Origin of the sequence: Streptacidiphilus fuscans, from assembly GCF_015690355.1 — a bacterium.
Classification (GTDB): domain Bacteria; phylum Actinomycetota; class Actinomycetes; order Streptomycetales; family Streptomycetaceae; genus Streptacidiphilus; species Streptacidiphilus fuscans.
Map to the genome: position 1 here is coordinate 25,190 of NZ_JADPRT010000016.1, position 16,609 is coordinate 41,798.

Annotated in this window: 13 protein-coding genes; 3 read left to right on the forward strand and 10 right to left on the reverse strand. The window is 71.5% G+C overall.

Annotated elements, in window-relative coordinates; all coding sequences use genetic code 11:
* Positions 1-62: 62 nt before the first annotated feature.
* Positions 63-1,841 carry a hypothetical protein gene (locus tag I2501_RS40790; protein ID WP_196197521.1) on the forward strand — a complete coding sequence of 593 codons (1,779 nt, stop codon included), beginning with the start codon at positions 63-65 and terminating at the stop codon, positions 1,839-1,841.
* Between the two features lie 63 nt (positions 1,842-1,904).
* On the opposite strand, the gene I2501_RS30415 is transcribed toward I2501_RS40790, so the two are convergent.
* The 9 genes from I2501_RS30415 to I2501_RS30455 all read right to left on the reverse strand — a co-directional run bounded on the left by I2501_RS30415 (position 1,905) and on the right by I2501_RS30455 (position 11,653).
* Positions 1,905-2,858 (reverse strand): hypothetical protein, encoded by a 954-nt coding sequence (locus tag I2501_RS30415; RefSeq protein WP_196197522.1) that lies wholly within the window; start codon positions 2,856-2,858, stop codon positions 1,905-1,907.
* The gene (locus tag I2501_RS30420) at positions 2,855-3,289 is read right to left on the reverse strand and encodes a hypothetical protein (RefSeq protein WP_196197523.1); all 435 of its coding nucleotides are present in this window, start codon (positions 3,287-3,289) and stop codon (positions 2,855-2,857) included. Before I2501_RS30420 ends, I2501_RS30415 begins: the two co-directional genes overlap by 4 nt.
* Positions 3,282-4,313, reverse strand: coding sequence for a hypothetical protein (locus tag I2501_RS30425; protein WP_196197524.1), 1,032 nt, complete (start codon positions 4,311-4,313; stop codon positions 3,282-3,284). Before I2501_RS30425 ends, I2501_RS30420 begins: the two co-directional genes overlap by 8 nt.
* A gap of 449 nt (positions 4,314-4,762) precedes the next feature.
* Positions 4,763-5,416, reverse strand: coding sequence for a WXG100-like domain-containing protein (locus I2501_RS30430; protein ID WP_196197525.1), 654 nt, complete (start codon positions 5,414-5,416; stop codon positions 4,763-4,765).
* Positions 5,417-5,539: 123 nt separating this feature from the next.
* Entirely contained in the window at positions 5,540-6,358 is an 819-nt protein-coding gene (locus I2501_RS30435; protein WP_196197670.1) for a YceI family protein, read from the reverse strand.
* 135 nt (positions 6,359-6,493) lie between these two features.
* Entirely contained in the window at positions 6,494-9,091 is a 2,598-nt protein-coding gene (locus I2501_RS30440) for an MFS transporter (protein ID WP_196197526.1), read from the reverse strand.
* A gap of 146 nt (positions 9,092-9,237) precedes the next feature.
* Positions 9,238-9,711, reverse strand: coding sequence for a MarR family winged helix-turn-helix transcriptional regulator (locus I2501_RS30445; protein ID WP_196197527.1), 474 nt, complete (start codon positions 9,709-9,711; stop codon positions 9,238-9,240).
* A gap of 239 nt (positions 9,712-9,950) precedes the next feature.
* A complete protein-coding gene (locus tag I2501_RS30450) occupies positions 9,951-10,829 on the reverse strand; it encodes an alpha/beta fold hydrolase (protein WP_196197528.1) in 879 nt (292 codons plus the stop codon).
* A 158-nt stretch (positions 10,830-10,987) separates the two neighbouring features.
* Positions 10,988-11,653: a DUF4097 family beta strand repeat-containing protein gene (locus tag I2501_RS30455; RefSeq protein WP_196197529.1), complete on the reverse strand. Its 666-nt coding sequence runs from the start codon at positions 11,651-11,653 to the stop codon at positions 10,988-10,990.
* A gap of 244 nt (positions 11,654-11,897) precedes the next feature.
* Between I2501_RS30455 and I2501_RS30460 the strand changes: the two genes are divergently transcribed.
* Together I2501_RS30460 and I2501_RS30465 are read left to right on the forward strand one after the other, a co-directional pair.
* Positions 11,898-12,629 (forward strand): GbsR/MarR family transcriptional regulator, encoded by a 732-nt coding sequence (locus I2501_RS30460; protein ID WP_196197530.1) that lies wholly within the window; start codon positions 11,898-11,900, stop codon positions 12,627-12,629.
* A 256-nt stretch (positions 12,630-12,885) separates the two neighbouring features.
* Positions 12,886-14,469 carry a translation initiation factor 2 gene (locus tag I2501_RS30465; protein WP_196197531.1) on the forward strand — a complete coding sequence of 528 codons (1,584 nt, stop codon included), beginning with the start codon at positions 12,886-12,888 and terminating at the stop codon, positions 14,467-14,469.
* Positions 14,470-14,488: 19 nt separating this feature from the next.
* Here the strand turns inward: I2501_RS30465 and I2501_RS30470 are convergent, their stop codons facing one another.
* Positions 14,489-16,591: a hypothetical protein gene (locus I2501_RS30470; protein WP_196197532.1), complete on the reverse strand. Its 2,103-nt coding sequence runs from the start codon at positions 16,589-16,591 to the stop codon at positions 14,489-14,491.
* Between the last annotated feature and the right edge of the window lie 18 nt (positions 16,592-16,609).

Sequence of the window (16,609 nt, forward strand, 5' to 3'; positions counted from 1 at the left end):
CCGCATACTGCCGGCGAGTCGGCGCACTCCTTCGTGGTCGACGCACGCCTGGAGGGCGAGTTGTGACGCAGATTCAGGTCGAGCCGGACGTCAACACCTCGGACGACGAGGACAGTTCTGACAGTTCTGACATCCTGCTCAACTGGGCCGTCGGTCGCGATGTCGGCAGGGGCGTCGGCTCCGCTCCGGAGGGCCCTCGGCTGCTGCGCCTGATCGGCGGCCCCGGCAGTGGGAAGAGCAGGCTGCTCGCGATACTGCGCCACGGCTCCGACGCTCGGCCCGCCGGCCCGACCGCGCAGGTGCGGATCGACGCCACCGTCTCCGCCGCCGGACAGAGCGCAGCCACGGTGGCTTGGGAGTTGGGCCGCCAGCTCGGCTACGGCCCGCTGGATCCCCGGGAGTTGGTCGCGCGCGTCGCCGACGACCCGGACCCGGTCACGATCGTCGTCGCCGACCTCCACCGCGCCGGTGTCGGCCTCCCGGGAAACGCGGACGCGGCACCGGAACGGCTCGCCCCTGCTGCGGAGATCGCCGAGCAGGTCCTCGCTCCGCTGCTGCAACTCCCGCACGTCAGGATCGCTGCGGAGACAGGCACCATCGAGCTGCTCTCGAACGTCGTGGAGGCCGTCGCGGGCTCCCTCGACATCGACCTCGGGCCCGGCCCCGGTCCGGAGAAGGAAGCGCCGCTGTCCACGGACGAGGCGGACGCGCCGCCGCTCGGTCCCGGTAGCGACTGGGCCGCCGTGGGGCAGCACGAGCGCGACCGCGCGCTGGCCACGGCCGGCGTCAGAGACCGAAGTCGGCTGCTCACGGATCCCGGCTACCTGGTCCACGGCTCCCCCGTCGCGGTGACCGCCGCGCTGGCCGACCCGCAGACGCGTGCTCCCGGCCGCCTGCGTCGCGCCTGGGCGGCTGCCGCCCCGGCGCTCACCACCCCCGGCATCGACGCCGTCGAGCGCGCTGCGCTGCTACACGCCGCCGCGCTCGACGCGGACAAGGCGCTGGCCACCTACCTCCGCCCCCTCGCCGCCACCCACGCGTGGTGCGCCCGCTGGTGCCAACCCGTGGACGGCGCGGTCACCCTGACGGCCATGGCGGACCGGCTGGCCCTCGTCGACGCAGAGGGCCGGATCAGCTTCTTCGACGCCGACACGGGCGAGCAGGGCGACGTGATCGCCGCCGATCCGGACGTCCGGCCCGGATCGCTCACCGCCGCAGCCGACCGGCTGTTGATCGGCGCGGGCTCCGACGGCACCGTCCATATCCTCGGCCCCAACGCCCCGTCGCCCGCCGCCGTCGCGGTCGCCGCGCGCCACAACCTGAGGACGCTCGCGGACGAGGAGGCCCGTCCGCTCGCGCTCGACGGCGGCGCGGGCGTCCCGGTCACCGTGGCCTGCGCGGACGGCCGGGTGCACCTGTGGCCGCTCGACGGCGCGCCCATGCGCCCGACGACCTACCAGGCCCACGGCCTGCCGATCACCGGCGTGGCCGCGGTCGATCCGAAGGACGGCCCGCTGCTCGTGGCGACCGGCTCGCTCGACGGCACCGTCCGTCTGTGGGACGGGCATTCCGTGACGGTGATGCCGGTCCCGTCCACGCGCCGGGGCGTCGTCCCAACGGCATTGGCCGCCATAGACAGCGGTTCCGGCCCGGTCCTCGCCGCCGCCTGGTCCGACCAGCGGATCTGCCTGTGGCACCTGACGTCCGGCCGGGTGTCCGTCGTGCCCTGGCTGGGTCAGGTCAAGGCCCTCGCCTTCCACGTGGACGACGGCATCCCGACGCTCTCCGTCGCGACCCGGACCACCCTCACCGCGATCGCCCTGCGACCACTGCCCTGGTGATCTCTCCCGGCCCGGCCTGGTCACGTCTGAGCCGGTTGCCCGAGGGCTCTGGGCCAGGCGGGCTCAGCCGAACTGGGGCTGCACGCCGATGGTCCGGGTCTCCTCGGTCAGCTCACCGAGGTCGGCCTTCGGTGCGTGTGCCCTCCAGGCATGGCGACCGGCGGAGTCGAGCCCGAGGCGGGTCGCCTCCTCCGCGTTGCCGCTGGTGAGGACGAGCGTCGCCGTCTCCGGCCCGATCGCCAGCACCTCGAACGGTGCGTCGCGCCATGTGGTCAGCAGGCGGCGGTGGAAGACCCGGTCGCACTGGCCGTCCGTCAGCCGACGGGCCGTCACCGAGCCGTCGTCGGCCGTGCGGTAGGCGGTGAGCTCACCCGCGTCGGGCCCGAAGTCGGCGGGCCAGGTGTCGCCTTCGACGTCCACGCCCACGCCGCGCGCCACGCTGCCTGCCGGAGCCTGCGCGACGGGGCCCGGCGTCAGCCCGCGCTCCTGCGCGGCGGGATAGGAACGCCACCCCGAGTAGCGACCGGCGAAGGCCGCCAGGCCCTTCTCATGGTCCTCGCCGCCGTCCTCCGCGAGGTGCCAGATCTCCGCACCGCTCGGCACCTCGGCGAGCTCCATCCAGAACTCCGGCACGGCAGCGGGCGCGTACGCGGTGTACCCGGTCCCGAGGAACGGCGCGGGCAGCACCAGGGACGAACCCAGGCGTTCGGCGGCCTCGGCCGTCCGGCCGCCGAACGAGGCCCGGAACAGCCCCGGCCAGCCGGCCAGGAACCGGATCACGAACAGCCCGTCGCCCTCGGGGAAGTCGTCGCCGGCCTCGGCCAGGCCGTGGACCGCGCGCGCCTCGGCCCCGGAGTCGACCCTGGCCACGTCCACCATCCGCGAGCACAGCCCCCACATCCGGAAGGGCTCGAACAGGCCGGGCGCGACCCTGTTGCCGACGTACTGCTCCGCGAGTGCGCGGGTGATCGGCAACTGGACGACGGTCCGTGGGGTCAGGCCCGGGGTGCTGCTCATCGCTGGTGCTGTTCCTTCCATTCCGCCAGCAGGTCGGTGCGGTGCTCGGTCAGGTCGGTGACCTCGTCGAGGGGGAACGTCCCCAGGTAGGCGCTGGCTTCGATCCGTTGCAGGTGGTCGGCGACCCGGTCCAGCCGCCGTCCTGCGTACCAGCCGGTGATCCTCCCACCCGAGGAGCCCTCGGCGTCGAAGGCCTCCCCGCGCCAGCGGAAGGTCCACCGGGTGCGGTACCAGGCCTCCAACTGGCCGGGGTCGGCAAGAAAGACCCGGGTGGGGTCCTGCGGGTCCGGGCGGAGACCTGCGGGCATCGGGTCGTCCTCCTCGTCACGGACCAGCGCGACCTGGACGGAGGTGCTGTCGCCGAAAACGCGGTAGACGTCGCCCCGGTACACCGCGAAGTTCCCGGAGCGATGCCGCATTCTCTCAGCCATCCAGGCTGCTGTCCGGGCCGCCGCTCGGGCCGCTGCTCGGGCCGTCCGACCCTGCGTCGTCCGCTCTGACGCCGTCCACCCTCGTCCAGACTCCCCGGTTGTAGTAGCCCACCATGGTCTCGCGACCGTCCCGGGTCATCTTCCACATCTCCGCGCGGCTCGGAAGCGGCGTGCCACGCGGAAGCAGCCATTCGGGTACACCCGCCGCGGTGTACCCGGTGCCGGTGAACGGATCCTCCATCACCGACCCGCGTGCGCCGCGCCGCCCGGTCGCGATCCTGGCGACGGAGTCCGCCCGGTCCTGGAGCGAGGCGTCGGCCTCCGCGTCGCCGACCGCGCCGTAGCTGGGCTCGGCGCTGTCCCCCAACCCCTTGGGCGCGGGGAAGCGCAGCTGGTAGGCCTCCTCGGCGTCCTCAGCGACGGGCGTCCAGCCCTGGCCCCGGTCGTCCAGGGAGAGACCGTCCCGCAGTTGTGCGGGCGTGGCGAGATCGGCGATGTCGGTGCCCCGGGCGATGGAGTTCCCGAAGGTGGTCGGGTCGAAGTTGCCGCCGAACAGCTCGTGGTCGTTGGCCAGATATCCCTCGGCAACCTCCCGGTCCACCACCTTGGTGACGATCTGACCGTCCTGGATCCCGATCGCGTTGCGGACCTCGGCGACCTGCTGAAGCTGATCATCCGTCAGTTCATGAGTGGGGGTGAGCCGCAGCCCGTCGTATTCCTCGCGGCTGAGGCCGGTGCCGGACAGCGCCTGGTCGATCTCGTCGTCGAAGTTCGGCGAGTCGCGCAGCGCGGCGCTGCCGAACCGCGGCGTGGAGAGCTCCGCGGCAGCCGGTCCGCCGGGCGGTCCGGCGGTCGTTGCACCGGCCGGTCCGCCGGGCGGTCCGGCGGTCGTTGCACCGGCCGGTCCACCGGACGGTCCGGCGGGCGATCCGCCGCCGGACCAGCTACTGGATCCGACCTCCTGCCCAAGGGCCCGCCCGATCCTTGTGCCCTGGACCGTGGGCTCCGGGGTCGCCGTAGACATCGTGGAGCCCGGCGTGCCGGGCGTCCCGCCAGCCGGGACCGGCGCCGCATCCGGCGCTTCGGGCGTTGTGAGGGAAGTCGCGGTCGCTGTCGCAGGGACAGTCGCAGGACTCGCGGGGGCCTCAGGCGTCGTGGGAACCCCAGGCTGCCTCGGGATCGCGGAGGTCTCGGGGCTTCCGTAGCCTCCAAGGGGCCTCAGCGTCGGCTGCGAGTCGTCCGTGGGCATTCTGGACCGGAAGTCCTGAGCGGTCTGCGCCTCGTTCGCCGCATGGTCGGCGAGGTTCCTGGAGCCCTTGTCCGCCGCGTCGTCGACCACTTGGGCGTGTCGTTCGGCGATCTTCGGCAGCGCCTGGTGGACGTCGTCCCTCAGGGCGGCGAAGAGCGCCTTCTCCGCTCCGCCAGCTGCTCCAACCGCGCCACGGCCCACTTCCGCGCCCCCAGCCGGAGCCATCAGAACGCCAGCCCTTGCAGCCCGGCGCGCAGCGCGTCCGCGTGGCCGCGAAAGGTCTCCGCATGGCCGCGGAGCAGCTCCAGGTGCACCCCCGCCGACCCGTGGTCGATCGCGAAACCCTCGGCGCCGCTCCCCACACCGCCCCCGTCGCCGGAGGTCTGCGACCAGTCGAGGCCGGACATGGCCCGCTCGATACTCGCGAACAGCGGCTTGGCCGCCGCCTCGATGATCTCCTCGGTGACGTGGCCGACGATCTGCCGCTTGAGCGACTCGACCAGTCGTCGAGCCGCCTCGACCTCGAACGTGACCGCCAGCGCGGCGAGTTCGACGATAGCCGCGACCTTCTGCGCGACGATGACGTCCGCCCCGACGTCCAGCGCCTCGGCGAGGGCCTGGCAGCCCGCCACCAGTTCCTCGACGTGCCGGGCGGAGAGCTGCGCCCAGCCCGACTGCATCCGCTGGGTCGCCGCGCCCTGGTACGCCTGCGCGAAGTTCGCGAGCGCCGCCGTCGCGTCCTGGTGGCTCTGCTCCACGGCCTGGCCGAACGCGCGGACCATCGCCGCGAACTGACGTATGTCGTCCTCGTTCAGGTACGGCCAGGGAACGCCGATCGCGTCGAGGAACGTCTCGACCGGCCGCGGAAGGTCGTCCACCGCCAAGACAGTCCCCCGTGGTCGGTCGTCGCCGTCGCTGCCGCATCCTACCGACCGAGGGCGGGGGCGCTTCCTCCGCGCCTCCCGCCCTCCGCGAGCCGCCCACTCACCCTCAGCCTGCGATCACGCCGTCGGGAGGGACGTCCCCTGGACGGCCTGGATGTCGAGCTCGACGCGAAGCGTGGTGCCGATGGCCGCGATGCCGACCTGGACGACCTGGTTGTAGGTCATCGCGAAGTCCTCGCGGCGCAGTTCGGCCGTCGCCCGGAACGCCGCACGCGTGCCGCCCCACGGGTCCGGACCGGTACCCAGGTAGGTCAGGTCCAGGTCGACCGGCCGGGTCACCGCGTTCATCGTCAGCTCGCCGTGGACCGTCCAACGGTCCGCGCCCGCCGCAGAGACGCCACCGGTGCTGCGGTAGGTGATCTCCGGCTGGGCGTCCACGTTCAGGAAGTCCGCCGACCGCAGGTGGTCGTCCCGCATCTTGTTGCCCGTGTCGATCGACGCCGCACCGATCACGGCATGGACCCGCGACTCCTCGACCCGCTCGGCGATCTCGATCTGCCCGTGGAACTCACCGAAGTGCCCGTGGATGCTGGAGATCCCCAGATGCTGCGCCACCGCGCCGACCGAGGAATGCGCCGGATCGATCGTCCACGGCCCCGGCGGCGGCAACTCCACCCCGCCCTGCCGCGCCAGCACCAGGTTCCCCAGATCCGCCCGCCCCGAGGACGCAACGATCGCCGTCGACGCGGTCGGCTGATAGCCCACAGCCGTGACGATCGCGGTGTACACGCCCTGCGGCAGCGCCTGCGTCAGCACCACACCGTCGTCGTCCGCCGCCGCCCGCACGACCTGACGACCCGTCATGTCCGTCACGGTCAGCACCGCGTGCCGAACTGCCCAACCATCCTTCGTCCGCACCCGCGCACGAAGCCCCATGCTGCCCTCACCGATGTGAGTGGTCATTGCTACTCGCTACTCCCGATCGTTCTGTGACGGGTTCCGGCCAACGCCTGTTGCGGGTCGCGCCGCGTGCGTCGGCCGGAACCTGTTCGCCCGCCCTGTCGCTCGTCGTCACTCGTCGGAGTGGCCGAGCTCCACGTCGTGGCCGAGTGCGCCGCGTCCGTCCAGGGTCAGCGAGGACGCGACCGGCGGGTACCCGCTGGCGATCAGCGTGTAGTCGCCCGCGTCCAGGTCGGAGAAGGCGTAGTCGCCCTCCTCACCGGTGGTCGCGCTGCCCACGACGTTGCCGGCCATGTCGACCAGGGTGACCCGGGCGTCGACCAGCGGGCGGCGGGCGGCGCCGGCACGCACGGTGCCCTGCAGCTCCAGACCGGCGGCCAGCTCGATCTCGATCCGGGCCGGACCCGTCGTGCCGACCTCGACCGGCAACGCGGCCGGGCGGAACCCGGTGGCGTTGACGGCGACCGTGAACGTGCCCGCGCTCAGTGCCTCGAACGTGAACGCGCCGGTGGCGGCGGTCTTTCCGGTGGCCAGCACCTCGCCGCGGAGGTCGGTGACGACGACCATCGCCTCGGCGACGGGCCGCTGGTCGGCTGCCGCGCGCACCAGGCCGGTCAGACCGCTGGTGCCGGAGAGCGCGATGTCGTAGGTGAGCGGGTTGTCGCCGACGGCCACGGTGGACGCCTGCGGCCGGTAGCCCTCGGCGGCCGCGATCAGCACATAGCTGCCCGCGCCCGGCGCGGCGATCCGGTAAGCACCGTCAGCGGCGACCGTCGCACGGCCCAACTGCTGCCCCTGCAGCGAGATCAGGGTGACGGTGGCCGAGCCGACCGGTCGGCCGTCGCCGCCGCGCACGGAGCCGTGGATCGTGCTGCCGCTCATGGGAACCTCCTGCTCGACCGGGTCGAGTCCCGCCGACGTGAACGCTGCGGCCGGCTGCACGTCGGCAGCGGCGGCCAGGGAGACCAACTCCAGCTCGGAGGCGGTCTCTTCCTCCATACCCGCGACGGCCGCGGTTCCCGCCGAGGCGTCGTCCCCGGCTCCGACGCCCGCGCTCTGCTGCAGGGCGTTCGTCGTCTTCAGCGACACCTCCTTGATGAAGACGACCAGCAGGAAGGAGACGAAGGCGAACGGTGCGGCGTAGAGGAAGACGTCCCCGATGCCGTGCCCGTAGCTGAGCTCGGTGACCGAGCGGACCACCGGAGGCAGCTTGCTCAGGTCGGGGATCGCGGCGTTGCCGCCCGACGCGGCCGGCATCGGCAGGCCGAGCGCGGCGAAGGCGTCCTTGCTGTAGTGGGTGATGCGGACGGTGAGCGCGGCCCCGAGGGCCACGACGCCGAGCGCACCGCCGAGGGACCGGAAGAAGGTGACCAGCGAGCTGGCCGCGCCGAGGTCCTTGGGGGCGACCTGGTTCTGCACCGCGAGCACCAGGTTCTGCATCATCAGGCCGATGCCGATGCCCAGCAGCGCCATGTAGATGGCCACCTGCCAGTACGGGGTGTCGACCCGGAGCAGTCCGAGCGTGCCCGCGCCACCGGTCAGGAAGAGACCGCCGGCGACGAGGAACGCCTTCCAGCGTCCGGTGCGGGTGATGACCTGGCCGGACAGCATGGAGGCGACGAAGAGGCCGCCCACCAGCGGGATGGTCATCACGCCGGACATGGTCGGCGTCTTGCCCCGGCCGAGCTGGAAGTACTGGCTCAGGAAGACGGTGCCCGCGAACATCCCGACGCCGACGAAAAGGCTGGCGAACGAGGTCAGGGTGATCGTCTTGTTGCGGAACAGCCGCAGCGGGATGAGCGGCTCGCTCGCCTTGGACTCGACCAGCAGGAAGATCAGGCCGAGCACGACGGCCCCGGGGACCATCACGTAGGTCTGCCACGACAGCCACGCGTACTGGTCACCGGCCAGGGTGACCCAGACCATCAGCAGGCAGACCGCGGCGGTGACGAAGAAGGCGCCCAGCCAGTCGACCTTCACCTGACGCTTGACCACCGGCAGGTGGATGGTCTTCTGCAGCACGACCAGCGCGATCAGCGCGAACGGCACGACCACGTAGAAGCACCAGCGCCAGCCGAGCCAGCTGGTGTCGGTGATGACGCCGCCGATCAGCGGACCGCCGACGGTCGCGACGGCGAAGGTCGCCCCGAGGTAGCCGCTGTAACGGCCGCGCTCACGCGGCGAGATCATGGCGGCCATGATCACCTGGGAGAGCGCGGACAGACCGCCCGCGCCGATGCCCTGGACGACACGACAGGCGATCAGCATGCCGGGGTTCTGCGAGAAGCCGGCCACCACCGAGGCGATGATGTAGAGCACCAGGGCGATCTGGACCAGGAGCTTCTTGCTCACCAGGTCCGACATCTTGCCCCACAGCGGGGTGGTCGCGGTGACCGCGAGCAGCGCCGCCGTGACGATCCAGGTGTAGGCGCTCTGGCCGCCGCCGATGTCCGAGAGGATGGTCGGCAGTGCGGTCGAGACGATCGTCGAGGAGAGCACGGCGACGAACATGCCGAGCATCAGCCCGGACAGTGCCTCCATGATCTGCCGGTGCGACATGGGAGCCTGGTGATCCCCGGAGTGCCCGGAGTTTCCGGAGTTCCCGGTGTGGGAGCCGGGTCGAGAACCGGATTGAGACCCGCGCGCGGCATGGGATCCATGCTTCGGGGCGGCCTCCCCCCGCACGTCGGTCAGGGTGGTTGATGCCATCGTCTTCGTTCTCCAGTCCGCGTCAGCTGTGCGTGCGGCGCTTCAGGTCGCGCGCATCCAGCTCAACTGGCCTGCTGCGCAGGGTGGTTCATGGTCAAGGACAGGTGGTGGTAGCGGTTCGGGGGGTGGCGCCTGGGACGTGGCGTCTAGGAGGTGGCAGGGACCGGGGCCGGACGGGGACACGCTCTGGGTCGACCGTCGTCGAAGCTCTCGCGCAGTCGGGCCATCAGCGTGGCGAGTTGGGTCACCTCGTCGTCCGCCCAGTCGTGCAGGAAGTCCGCCAGCGCCTCGGCGATGAGGCTGGACGCCTCACCCAGCACCGCCTCTCCGGCGGGGGTGAGACTGAGCAGCCGCGACCTCTTGTCGTGCGGGTCGGGTCGACGCTCGATCCATCCCTGCTCCGCGAGGTACGCGACGTGGCGGCTGGTGACCGACATGTCGACGCCGAGCCGCTCGGACAACTCGCCCGTCCGCATCTGCCCGTACTGGGACAGCATGCGCAGGGTCGAGACCGACGCCGGAGCGCATTCCTGCGGCAGCGCGCGCCCGAGCCCTCGGCTCACCGCACCCAGTGCGCTCAGCGTTCGCACCAGGTCCTCGCAGCGCTCCCGTGTCGCCATTCAGCACCCTCCCACATTGGTTGCCTTAGGCAACCGTAGGCTATTTGGTTGCAACAGGCAAATGAATAGGTGCATCTACCACTGATCTGCGCAGGATCGCCACGATCGGGTCTTCAGGCGGGTGCGCCCGTGCCCACAGCGACAGCGCACAGCGGGCGGCGAGATCACCTCGCCGCCCGCTGCGTTCAATAAGACTTCGCCAGCCACGACCGTTCGGGACCTGCCCATCCCGTACCTGCCTACGAGCGCCGACCATGGTCGGGGGCGACGTCGGCGGCGACGTCGCGTACGGACTGGGCAATGGCGTGGAAGTCCTTCTTCAGGATCGCGCCGTGGTTGCTGGCGACCTTGGCGCCGATGGCGATGTTCGGGTTGCGGGTGGTCACCGCGTCGAGGCTGGCGCGGATCCGCTCCTGCTCGTCGCCCCGACTGCCGAAGGACGAGCCCGAAGCGACCACGTAGCGGGTCGGAACGGTGATCGCGTCGAGCACCGGGGCGAGTTCGCGTTCGCGGGAGATCCGGCCGAGCTCGATGTTGCTCTCGGCCTGCTGCGCCGCGCTCATGCGCGGGGTGAGGCCGGTGGGGCGCACCAGCGGGGCGAACCAGCCGATGCGCCGGAAGAGCTTGCGGATCCGCTCCTCCATCGCGTCGTCCAGCCAGTCGTAGGGGAACGCGCCGTCGACCAGGACCGCGCCCAACGCGCGGTCGGGGTTGCGGTGGGCCCAGTGCGCGGCGACGAACGCGCCGTAGGACCAGCCCACGACCACCGCCCGTTCCACGCCGCGTGCGGCGAGGACGGCGTCGACGTCGCGGACGGCGGCCTCGAAGGAGTAGTCGGCGGAGGTCTTCGACTTCCTGCCGCGGGCCCGCTCGTCGAAGGTGATGTGCCGCCAACCGGTGTCGCCCAGGTCGGCGATGACGTGCCGCCAGTAACCCTGGGTGGCGAACTGCCCGTTGAGGTAGACCACAGGGATCCCGGCGCCGCCGGTGTCGGTGACGGCCAGCGCCGTGTCGTCGACCGGCACCATCCCGGTCCACGGTGCGGTTGCCGACGTGGTCGGCGTGGTCGGCGTGGTCGACGTGGTCGACGCGCTCGAGGTCGTGCGGTTCTTCGTCATGTCGTCCCCTGGTGTGTGTTGTTCGGCTGACTGGCACGTGCTCTGTGCGACGTCGGGCGGCCGGCCGGGTCGGCGGCGGGAAGCCGTGGGCCCGGCCGGGCGGTCCGTGGTGGTGCTGGCAGTGCTGGTACTCGCAGTGCTGACGGTGCTGCCGCTGTTCAGAGGCTGCGGGCGGTGATGTTGCCGTGGCCGGTGGTGGCGCGGATGTCGAGTGCGGTGGTGCCGTCGTTCTTCAGTGCGTTGCTGACGCGGCCGTGGCCGGTGCCGGCGTCGAGGGAGGCGGAGACGCCGGGGGCGGCGCCGACGGTGACGTCGCCCATCTCGGTGCGGAGGACGACCGCGCCGCTGGTGGCCTCGGCGATGCGGATCGCGCCGCGGGAGGTGCTGATCTGGGCGGGGCCGGTCAGGCGGCCGATCTCGACGTCGCCGTCGACTGCGGTCAGGTGGACGCCGGCGGCTTCGTCGATCTTGATCTGCTGGTAGGCGCCGTCGAAGACGATGTCGCCCAGGCGGCCGACGCCGCGCAGCTCGCAGGCGGAGGTGTGGGCCTCCAGGTGGGATCCGGCGGGGAGTTGGACGGTGACCTCGACCGATCCGGAGGGGCCGAAGTACTGGTTCTTGCCCTCGGCGGTGCGGATCCGCAGGACGCCGTCGGTGTACTCGACGGTGGTCTGCTCGGCGGCCTTGACGTCGCGGCTCTTGTCGGGGTTGGCGGGGCGGACCTCGACGGTGGCGTCGGCGCGGTCGGCGGCGATGACCTGGATGCGCCCGGAGGCGACCTCGGCGACGACGGAGACCGGGGCGGTGGCGGCGAACTTCTGCATCGTTCTCTCCTGCGTTCGGGGCTTGCTGCCGTTGTTTCTGACATTGAGAACGCTACGTTGCGTTCAAGGAACTGGCAACAGTCTTGTTGCGCTCAATCAGCATCAACGCAGATAGGAGCAAAGATATCGTTGCAGTGAGTGTAAATCTAACGCAATGACAGAAATCTTGGTCGTTGCAATGAGAGAAGAGTGAACGCTATGCTGCCCGCAGGCATCCACGGAACAGCAGAGAGGCAGGCCCCGCATGTCGGGAGGCAGGCTCACCCAGCAGGACCGCCAGCAGATCGCGCTGGGCTTGGCCGACGACCTCCCCTACGCGGAGATCGCCCGACGCCTCGACCGCCCGACCTCGACGATCACCCGTGAGGTGGACCGGAACGGCGGCCCCACCGCCTACCGCGCCGAACTGGCCCACCACGCCACCGAACGCCGCGCCCGCCGTCGCAAGCCCGCCCCGCCCCGGGGCGCGGGAGCGCAGGCGCACGGGCGCGACAACGAGGCCGTGCGCGAGTACGAGGAGACCTTCACCACCCTGATGATGAGTCAGGGCCTCCCCAGGATGACGGCCCGGGTGCTGACTGCCCTGTTCATCGCCGAGGCCGGCAGTCTCAGCGCGTCCGAGCTCTCCCGGCATCTCGACGTCAGCCCGGCCTCCGTCTCCAAGGCGGTCTCCTTCCTCGAAGAGCAGGGCCTCGTCCGCCGGGAGCGCGACGAACGCCGCCGGGAGCGCTACTTCGTCGACGAGGACGTCTGGTACCAGTCGACAATCGCCAGCGCCCACGGCATCGCCCAGGTCGCCCGGACCGCCCGCCAGGGCGTCCCCGTCCTCGGCCGCGACTCCGCCGCCGCCCACCGCCTGGAGAACATCGCCCGCTTCAGCGACTTCATCAGCGAGAGCATCCTCCGCGCCGCCGAACAGGTCCGCGACATCCTCCACACCGCGCCCGCGACCGCACCCGACGAACCTGCCCAGTGATCCGGCAGAGGTACGATCCTGCAGTGCTGCTGCCGAATCCGACCCTCCCGCAGGCCCACTCCACCCGGCCTGTGACCAGCCAATTCCAAAGCTAGGATAGAGAATTGGCAGCGGGCAGCGGGCAGCGGGCAGCGGGCAGCGGGCAGCGGGCAGCAGGCGGGTCCTGTTCGCCGCGCGGTCGACGACGGCGCTGTACCGACTGCTCGACGTCGCCCCCGCCCTCGCCGGTGACCCCCGGCTGACCTGCCACTTCACCATGGTGCCCGGGTCCGAGTTCGGCGCCGACCTGCTCCGTACCGTAGAGGCCGCAGGTGGCAGGATCCTGCCCTGGGAGCAGGCTGTCGCGCTCCGCTATGACCTGATCGTGGCGGCAAGTCCCAAGGGCGCGCTTGCCAGGTTGCGCGGGCCCCGCCTCCTCCTCCCCCATGGAGCGGGCTTCAACAAGGCGCTACGCAACGAGGGCACCGCGTCCGAGCCGTCCGGCCTGGACGAAGTCCTCCTGACGGACGAGGACAGCCTCCCGTGGGCGTCCGTCCACGCCCTCGCCCACCCCGACCAGGTCGAACGCCTCCGTCGGAGCAGCGAGTCCGCCGCTGCCGTCGCCGTTGTCGTGGGCGACCCCACCCACGAGCGCATCCTCGAGTCTGCCGGCGGGCGCTCGGACTTCCGCGAAGCGCTGCGGACAGGCCCGCGCAAGCTCGTGGTGCTGACGTCCACCTGGGGCCCGTACTCGCTGCTCGCGCGGCGGCCGGACCTGGCCTGGAGGCTGTCCCAGGCTCTCCCCCAGGACGAGTACCAACTGGCGTTGGTGCTGCATCCCAACACCCACACCGCACTCGGACGGTTCGAGATCCGACGACAGTTGGCACCCGCGATCGAAGCGGGCCTCGTCATCGCCGCGCCGCACGCCGAGTGGGCATCCCTACTGGTCGCCTCCGACGCCGTCATATCCGATCACGGCTCAACTGCCCTCTACGCTGCGGCACTCGGACGACCGGTGCTGCGGGCACAGCCACTGGCGGACTTCTCCACGGAACTGCTTCCCGACAGCCCGATGGATCAACTCCTCGCCGCTGCACCTGAGCTGATTGATACTCACTGCATTCCCCAACTCCTCGCGGCACCAACCGACTTCCTGAAGTCACAGCAGCGGGCGGCAGAATCCGCGTTCGTGTCGGGCGTCGGCACACTGTCCCGGCTCCAGGCCCAGATCTACCGCCAGTTGCACCTCGACCCGCCGGAGTCGGCAGCGCGGGTCCCGCTGCTGCCCCGCCCGGCCGAGCCTCCCCCGCCGAGCGTGGCCTGGGCCGTGCGCACGACGCGTGTCGCCCCCGAGCACGGTCGCGACGAACGCGGCCTCGTCCGCGCCGACGTCCGCGTCGAACGGTTTCCCGCCGCCGGACTGCTGGAGGTCGATCACCTCGCCGTGGAGTTCGGCCGGTGCAGCGAGACGCAACTCCGGGGTGCCGGAGTGGTGTTCCGGCGTCGCCGCCCCGACGACGACGCCGGCGCCTCCAGTCGGCGCACCGCGGATACCTGGATGCGCTGGGCCCTGGCGGAGCTCCCGGCGTGCCGGACCGCGGCAGTCCTGCTGTCCAGAGAGCACATCGTCCTGCGACGGCGTGACACCGGTCCGCTGCTGGCGCGCGTACGGGCGGACGTCCGGGAGGGGCGGGTGAACTGGGTCGACCCGTCCGTGGTGTTGAGCGCCGTACACGCCTGGATACTGGGCGCACGACCCACGTTGTTGCCGGACCGCCTCCAATGCGAGGTAGGGGCGGGCCTGTTCACGGTGGACGTGACAAAGGCGGCAGCATCGGATCTCGACACCGTTGTCTGAACGGGCCGCCGCGCCGCCGTCACCTCTCGTCCACCGGGACCGTCCGGGTCTCGTCGGCGAGTTGACGCAGCCGTGCAGCCTCGCCCTGATCGCCGGTCCGCTCGGCGTGCAGCGCCCGCAGGTCCAGGATCGACGCCTGCTCGGACCGCGCGCCGCGCGCGGACGCGCTGCTCAGCGCCTCCTCCAAGAGGGCGGGGACCCGGTCGTACTCCCGGAGTTGCAGCAGTGCCCGGGCCAACTCGGACCCGGTGCGAGCCGTCATCCGGTCGCGCTGCAGCTCCCGTGCCATGTCGTAGGCGGTCTCGAAGCTCCGGACCGCGGCCGACCACTCGCCCGCACCCGCCTGGGCCTTGCCCGCCTGGTTGATCTGCAACATGGCGCCGTAGGCGTTGCCGATCTCCTCGTGCCGACGCTGCGCTTCGCGGAAGGCAAGCAGCGCAGGCTCCCAGGCCTTCTCCGCCAGGTGCAGCAGACCGCCGAACTCGATCACCGAGGCGGCCAACTTGCGCTCCCCCTCGGGATCGCCCAAGCGCGCTGCCAACTGTCGCGCCTGGGCCAGCAGTTCCCCGGCCTCGTCGAACTGCTCCAGCTCCCAACGAGCCCTGGCCAGTTGGCAGCCCATCCGGATCTCGGCAACCACGCTTCCGGAGCGTCGGGCCGCCTCAAGGCCGATCGTGAACGCCGCCACGGCGTCACTGTGGCTGCGGTAGTTGAGGAAGTGGGTCCACAGCGGCTCACAGAGCCCCCACGACGCGTCGTCCATGCCCAACTCGTGGGCCAACCCGACGCAGGCGTACAGCGCGGTGCGCTCGCGCTCCATCCAACGCAGCGCCTCCGCCTTCGTCGCCCAGGACTCGTCCGGGGCGTACGCCAGTGCCTGGTCCGGACACGCCGCGGCGAACGTCATCCGCGAACCGGCGGCCAGGAGGTCGGCACGGGCAGCCTGACGCAGGTACCACGCGACCACCCGCCGCGCCGCCGCCTCGCCGTACGCGTCCTGTTCCGTGAACCGGGCCGCGTGACCGCGTACGAGAACGTGGAGTTGGGTCCCGCGCGGCCCCGAGAGCAACAACCCTGCATTCACCAGCCCGTCCAAGGCGTCCTGCGCATCCGGGAGTCCGCTGCCGAGCAGGGCGGCGACGGAGCCGTCGGACAGGTGGGCACCCGGATGCAGCGGAAGCAGACGGTAGAGCCGGCGCGCTTCGTCCGGCAGCGCCGCGTAGGCCGCGTCCCAGACCTGGTCCACCACGTGCACACCCCTCTCGCGCAGCACCGCGGTCATCTCCCGGACAGCCCGGTCGAGTTCGCTCCGAGGATGGCTCCGCAGCCAGTAACCGGCCACCCGCACCGCGGCCGGGAGGCCGGCACACAGCCCGGCGAGCGCGCGCACCGGCCCGTCGGCCGAGGCGAGTCGCGGGTCCTGCGCCCCGGCCACCTCGACGAGCAGGGCCGTCGCGTGGTCCAGCCCGAGCGGATCGACCGGGATCTCGACCGGCGCCGTTCCCTCCCACTCGATCAGACGGTCCTGACCGCTGACGACAACCACACAGGACGAGGAGACGGGCAGCAGCGGAAGAACCTCGGCCGCGTTCCGGGCGTTGTCGATCACCAGCAGGAACTGCGCGTCCCGGGTCCTGCTGCGGTACTGGCGGAGCCGGGCCGCGGCCGTCAGCCCGACGTCCTCCCTCGGCACACCGAGGGAGCGGAGCAGGCCGGCCAGGGCCTCGCCGGCGTCCACCGCACCGTCCCGGCGGAGATCCCCGAGATCAAGGTGGAGCGCACCCTGCGGGAACCGGTCCACCATCGGGTCGGCGAGTGCGTCGGCCAGCTTGGAGGCGAGCGCCGTCGTCCCCACGCCCGCCATCCCGCGCAGTTGCAGGACCAGGGGCGCGCGTCGCTCCGTCGGCTCGGCCACGGCACGCAGCGCCAGGGCCAGCAGTTCCTCACGGTCCACCCAGTCCATAGGCGCCGGCGCGACCTCCCAGCGACGCTGCGGACGCTCGGGCTCGCGCCTGTCGCCGCCGCCGTTGTGGATGTGGATCTCGTTGATGGTCCCGGCCTGCACTGCGGTGTCCACGTGGGCGTTCCCGCCGACGGTGTTGCTGATCTCCCCCTGCGACATGTCTCAACAGTACTGTTC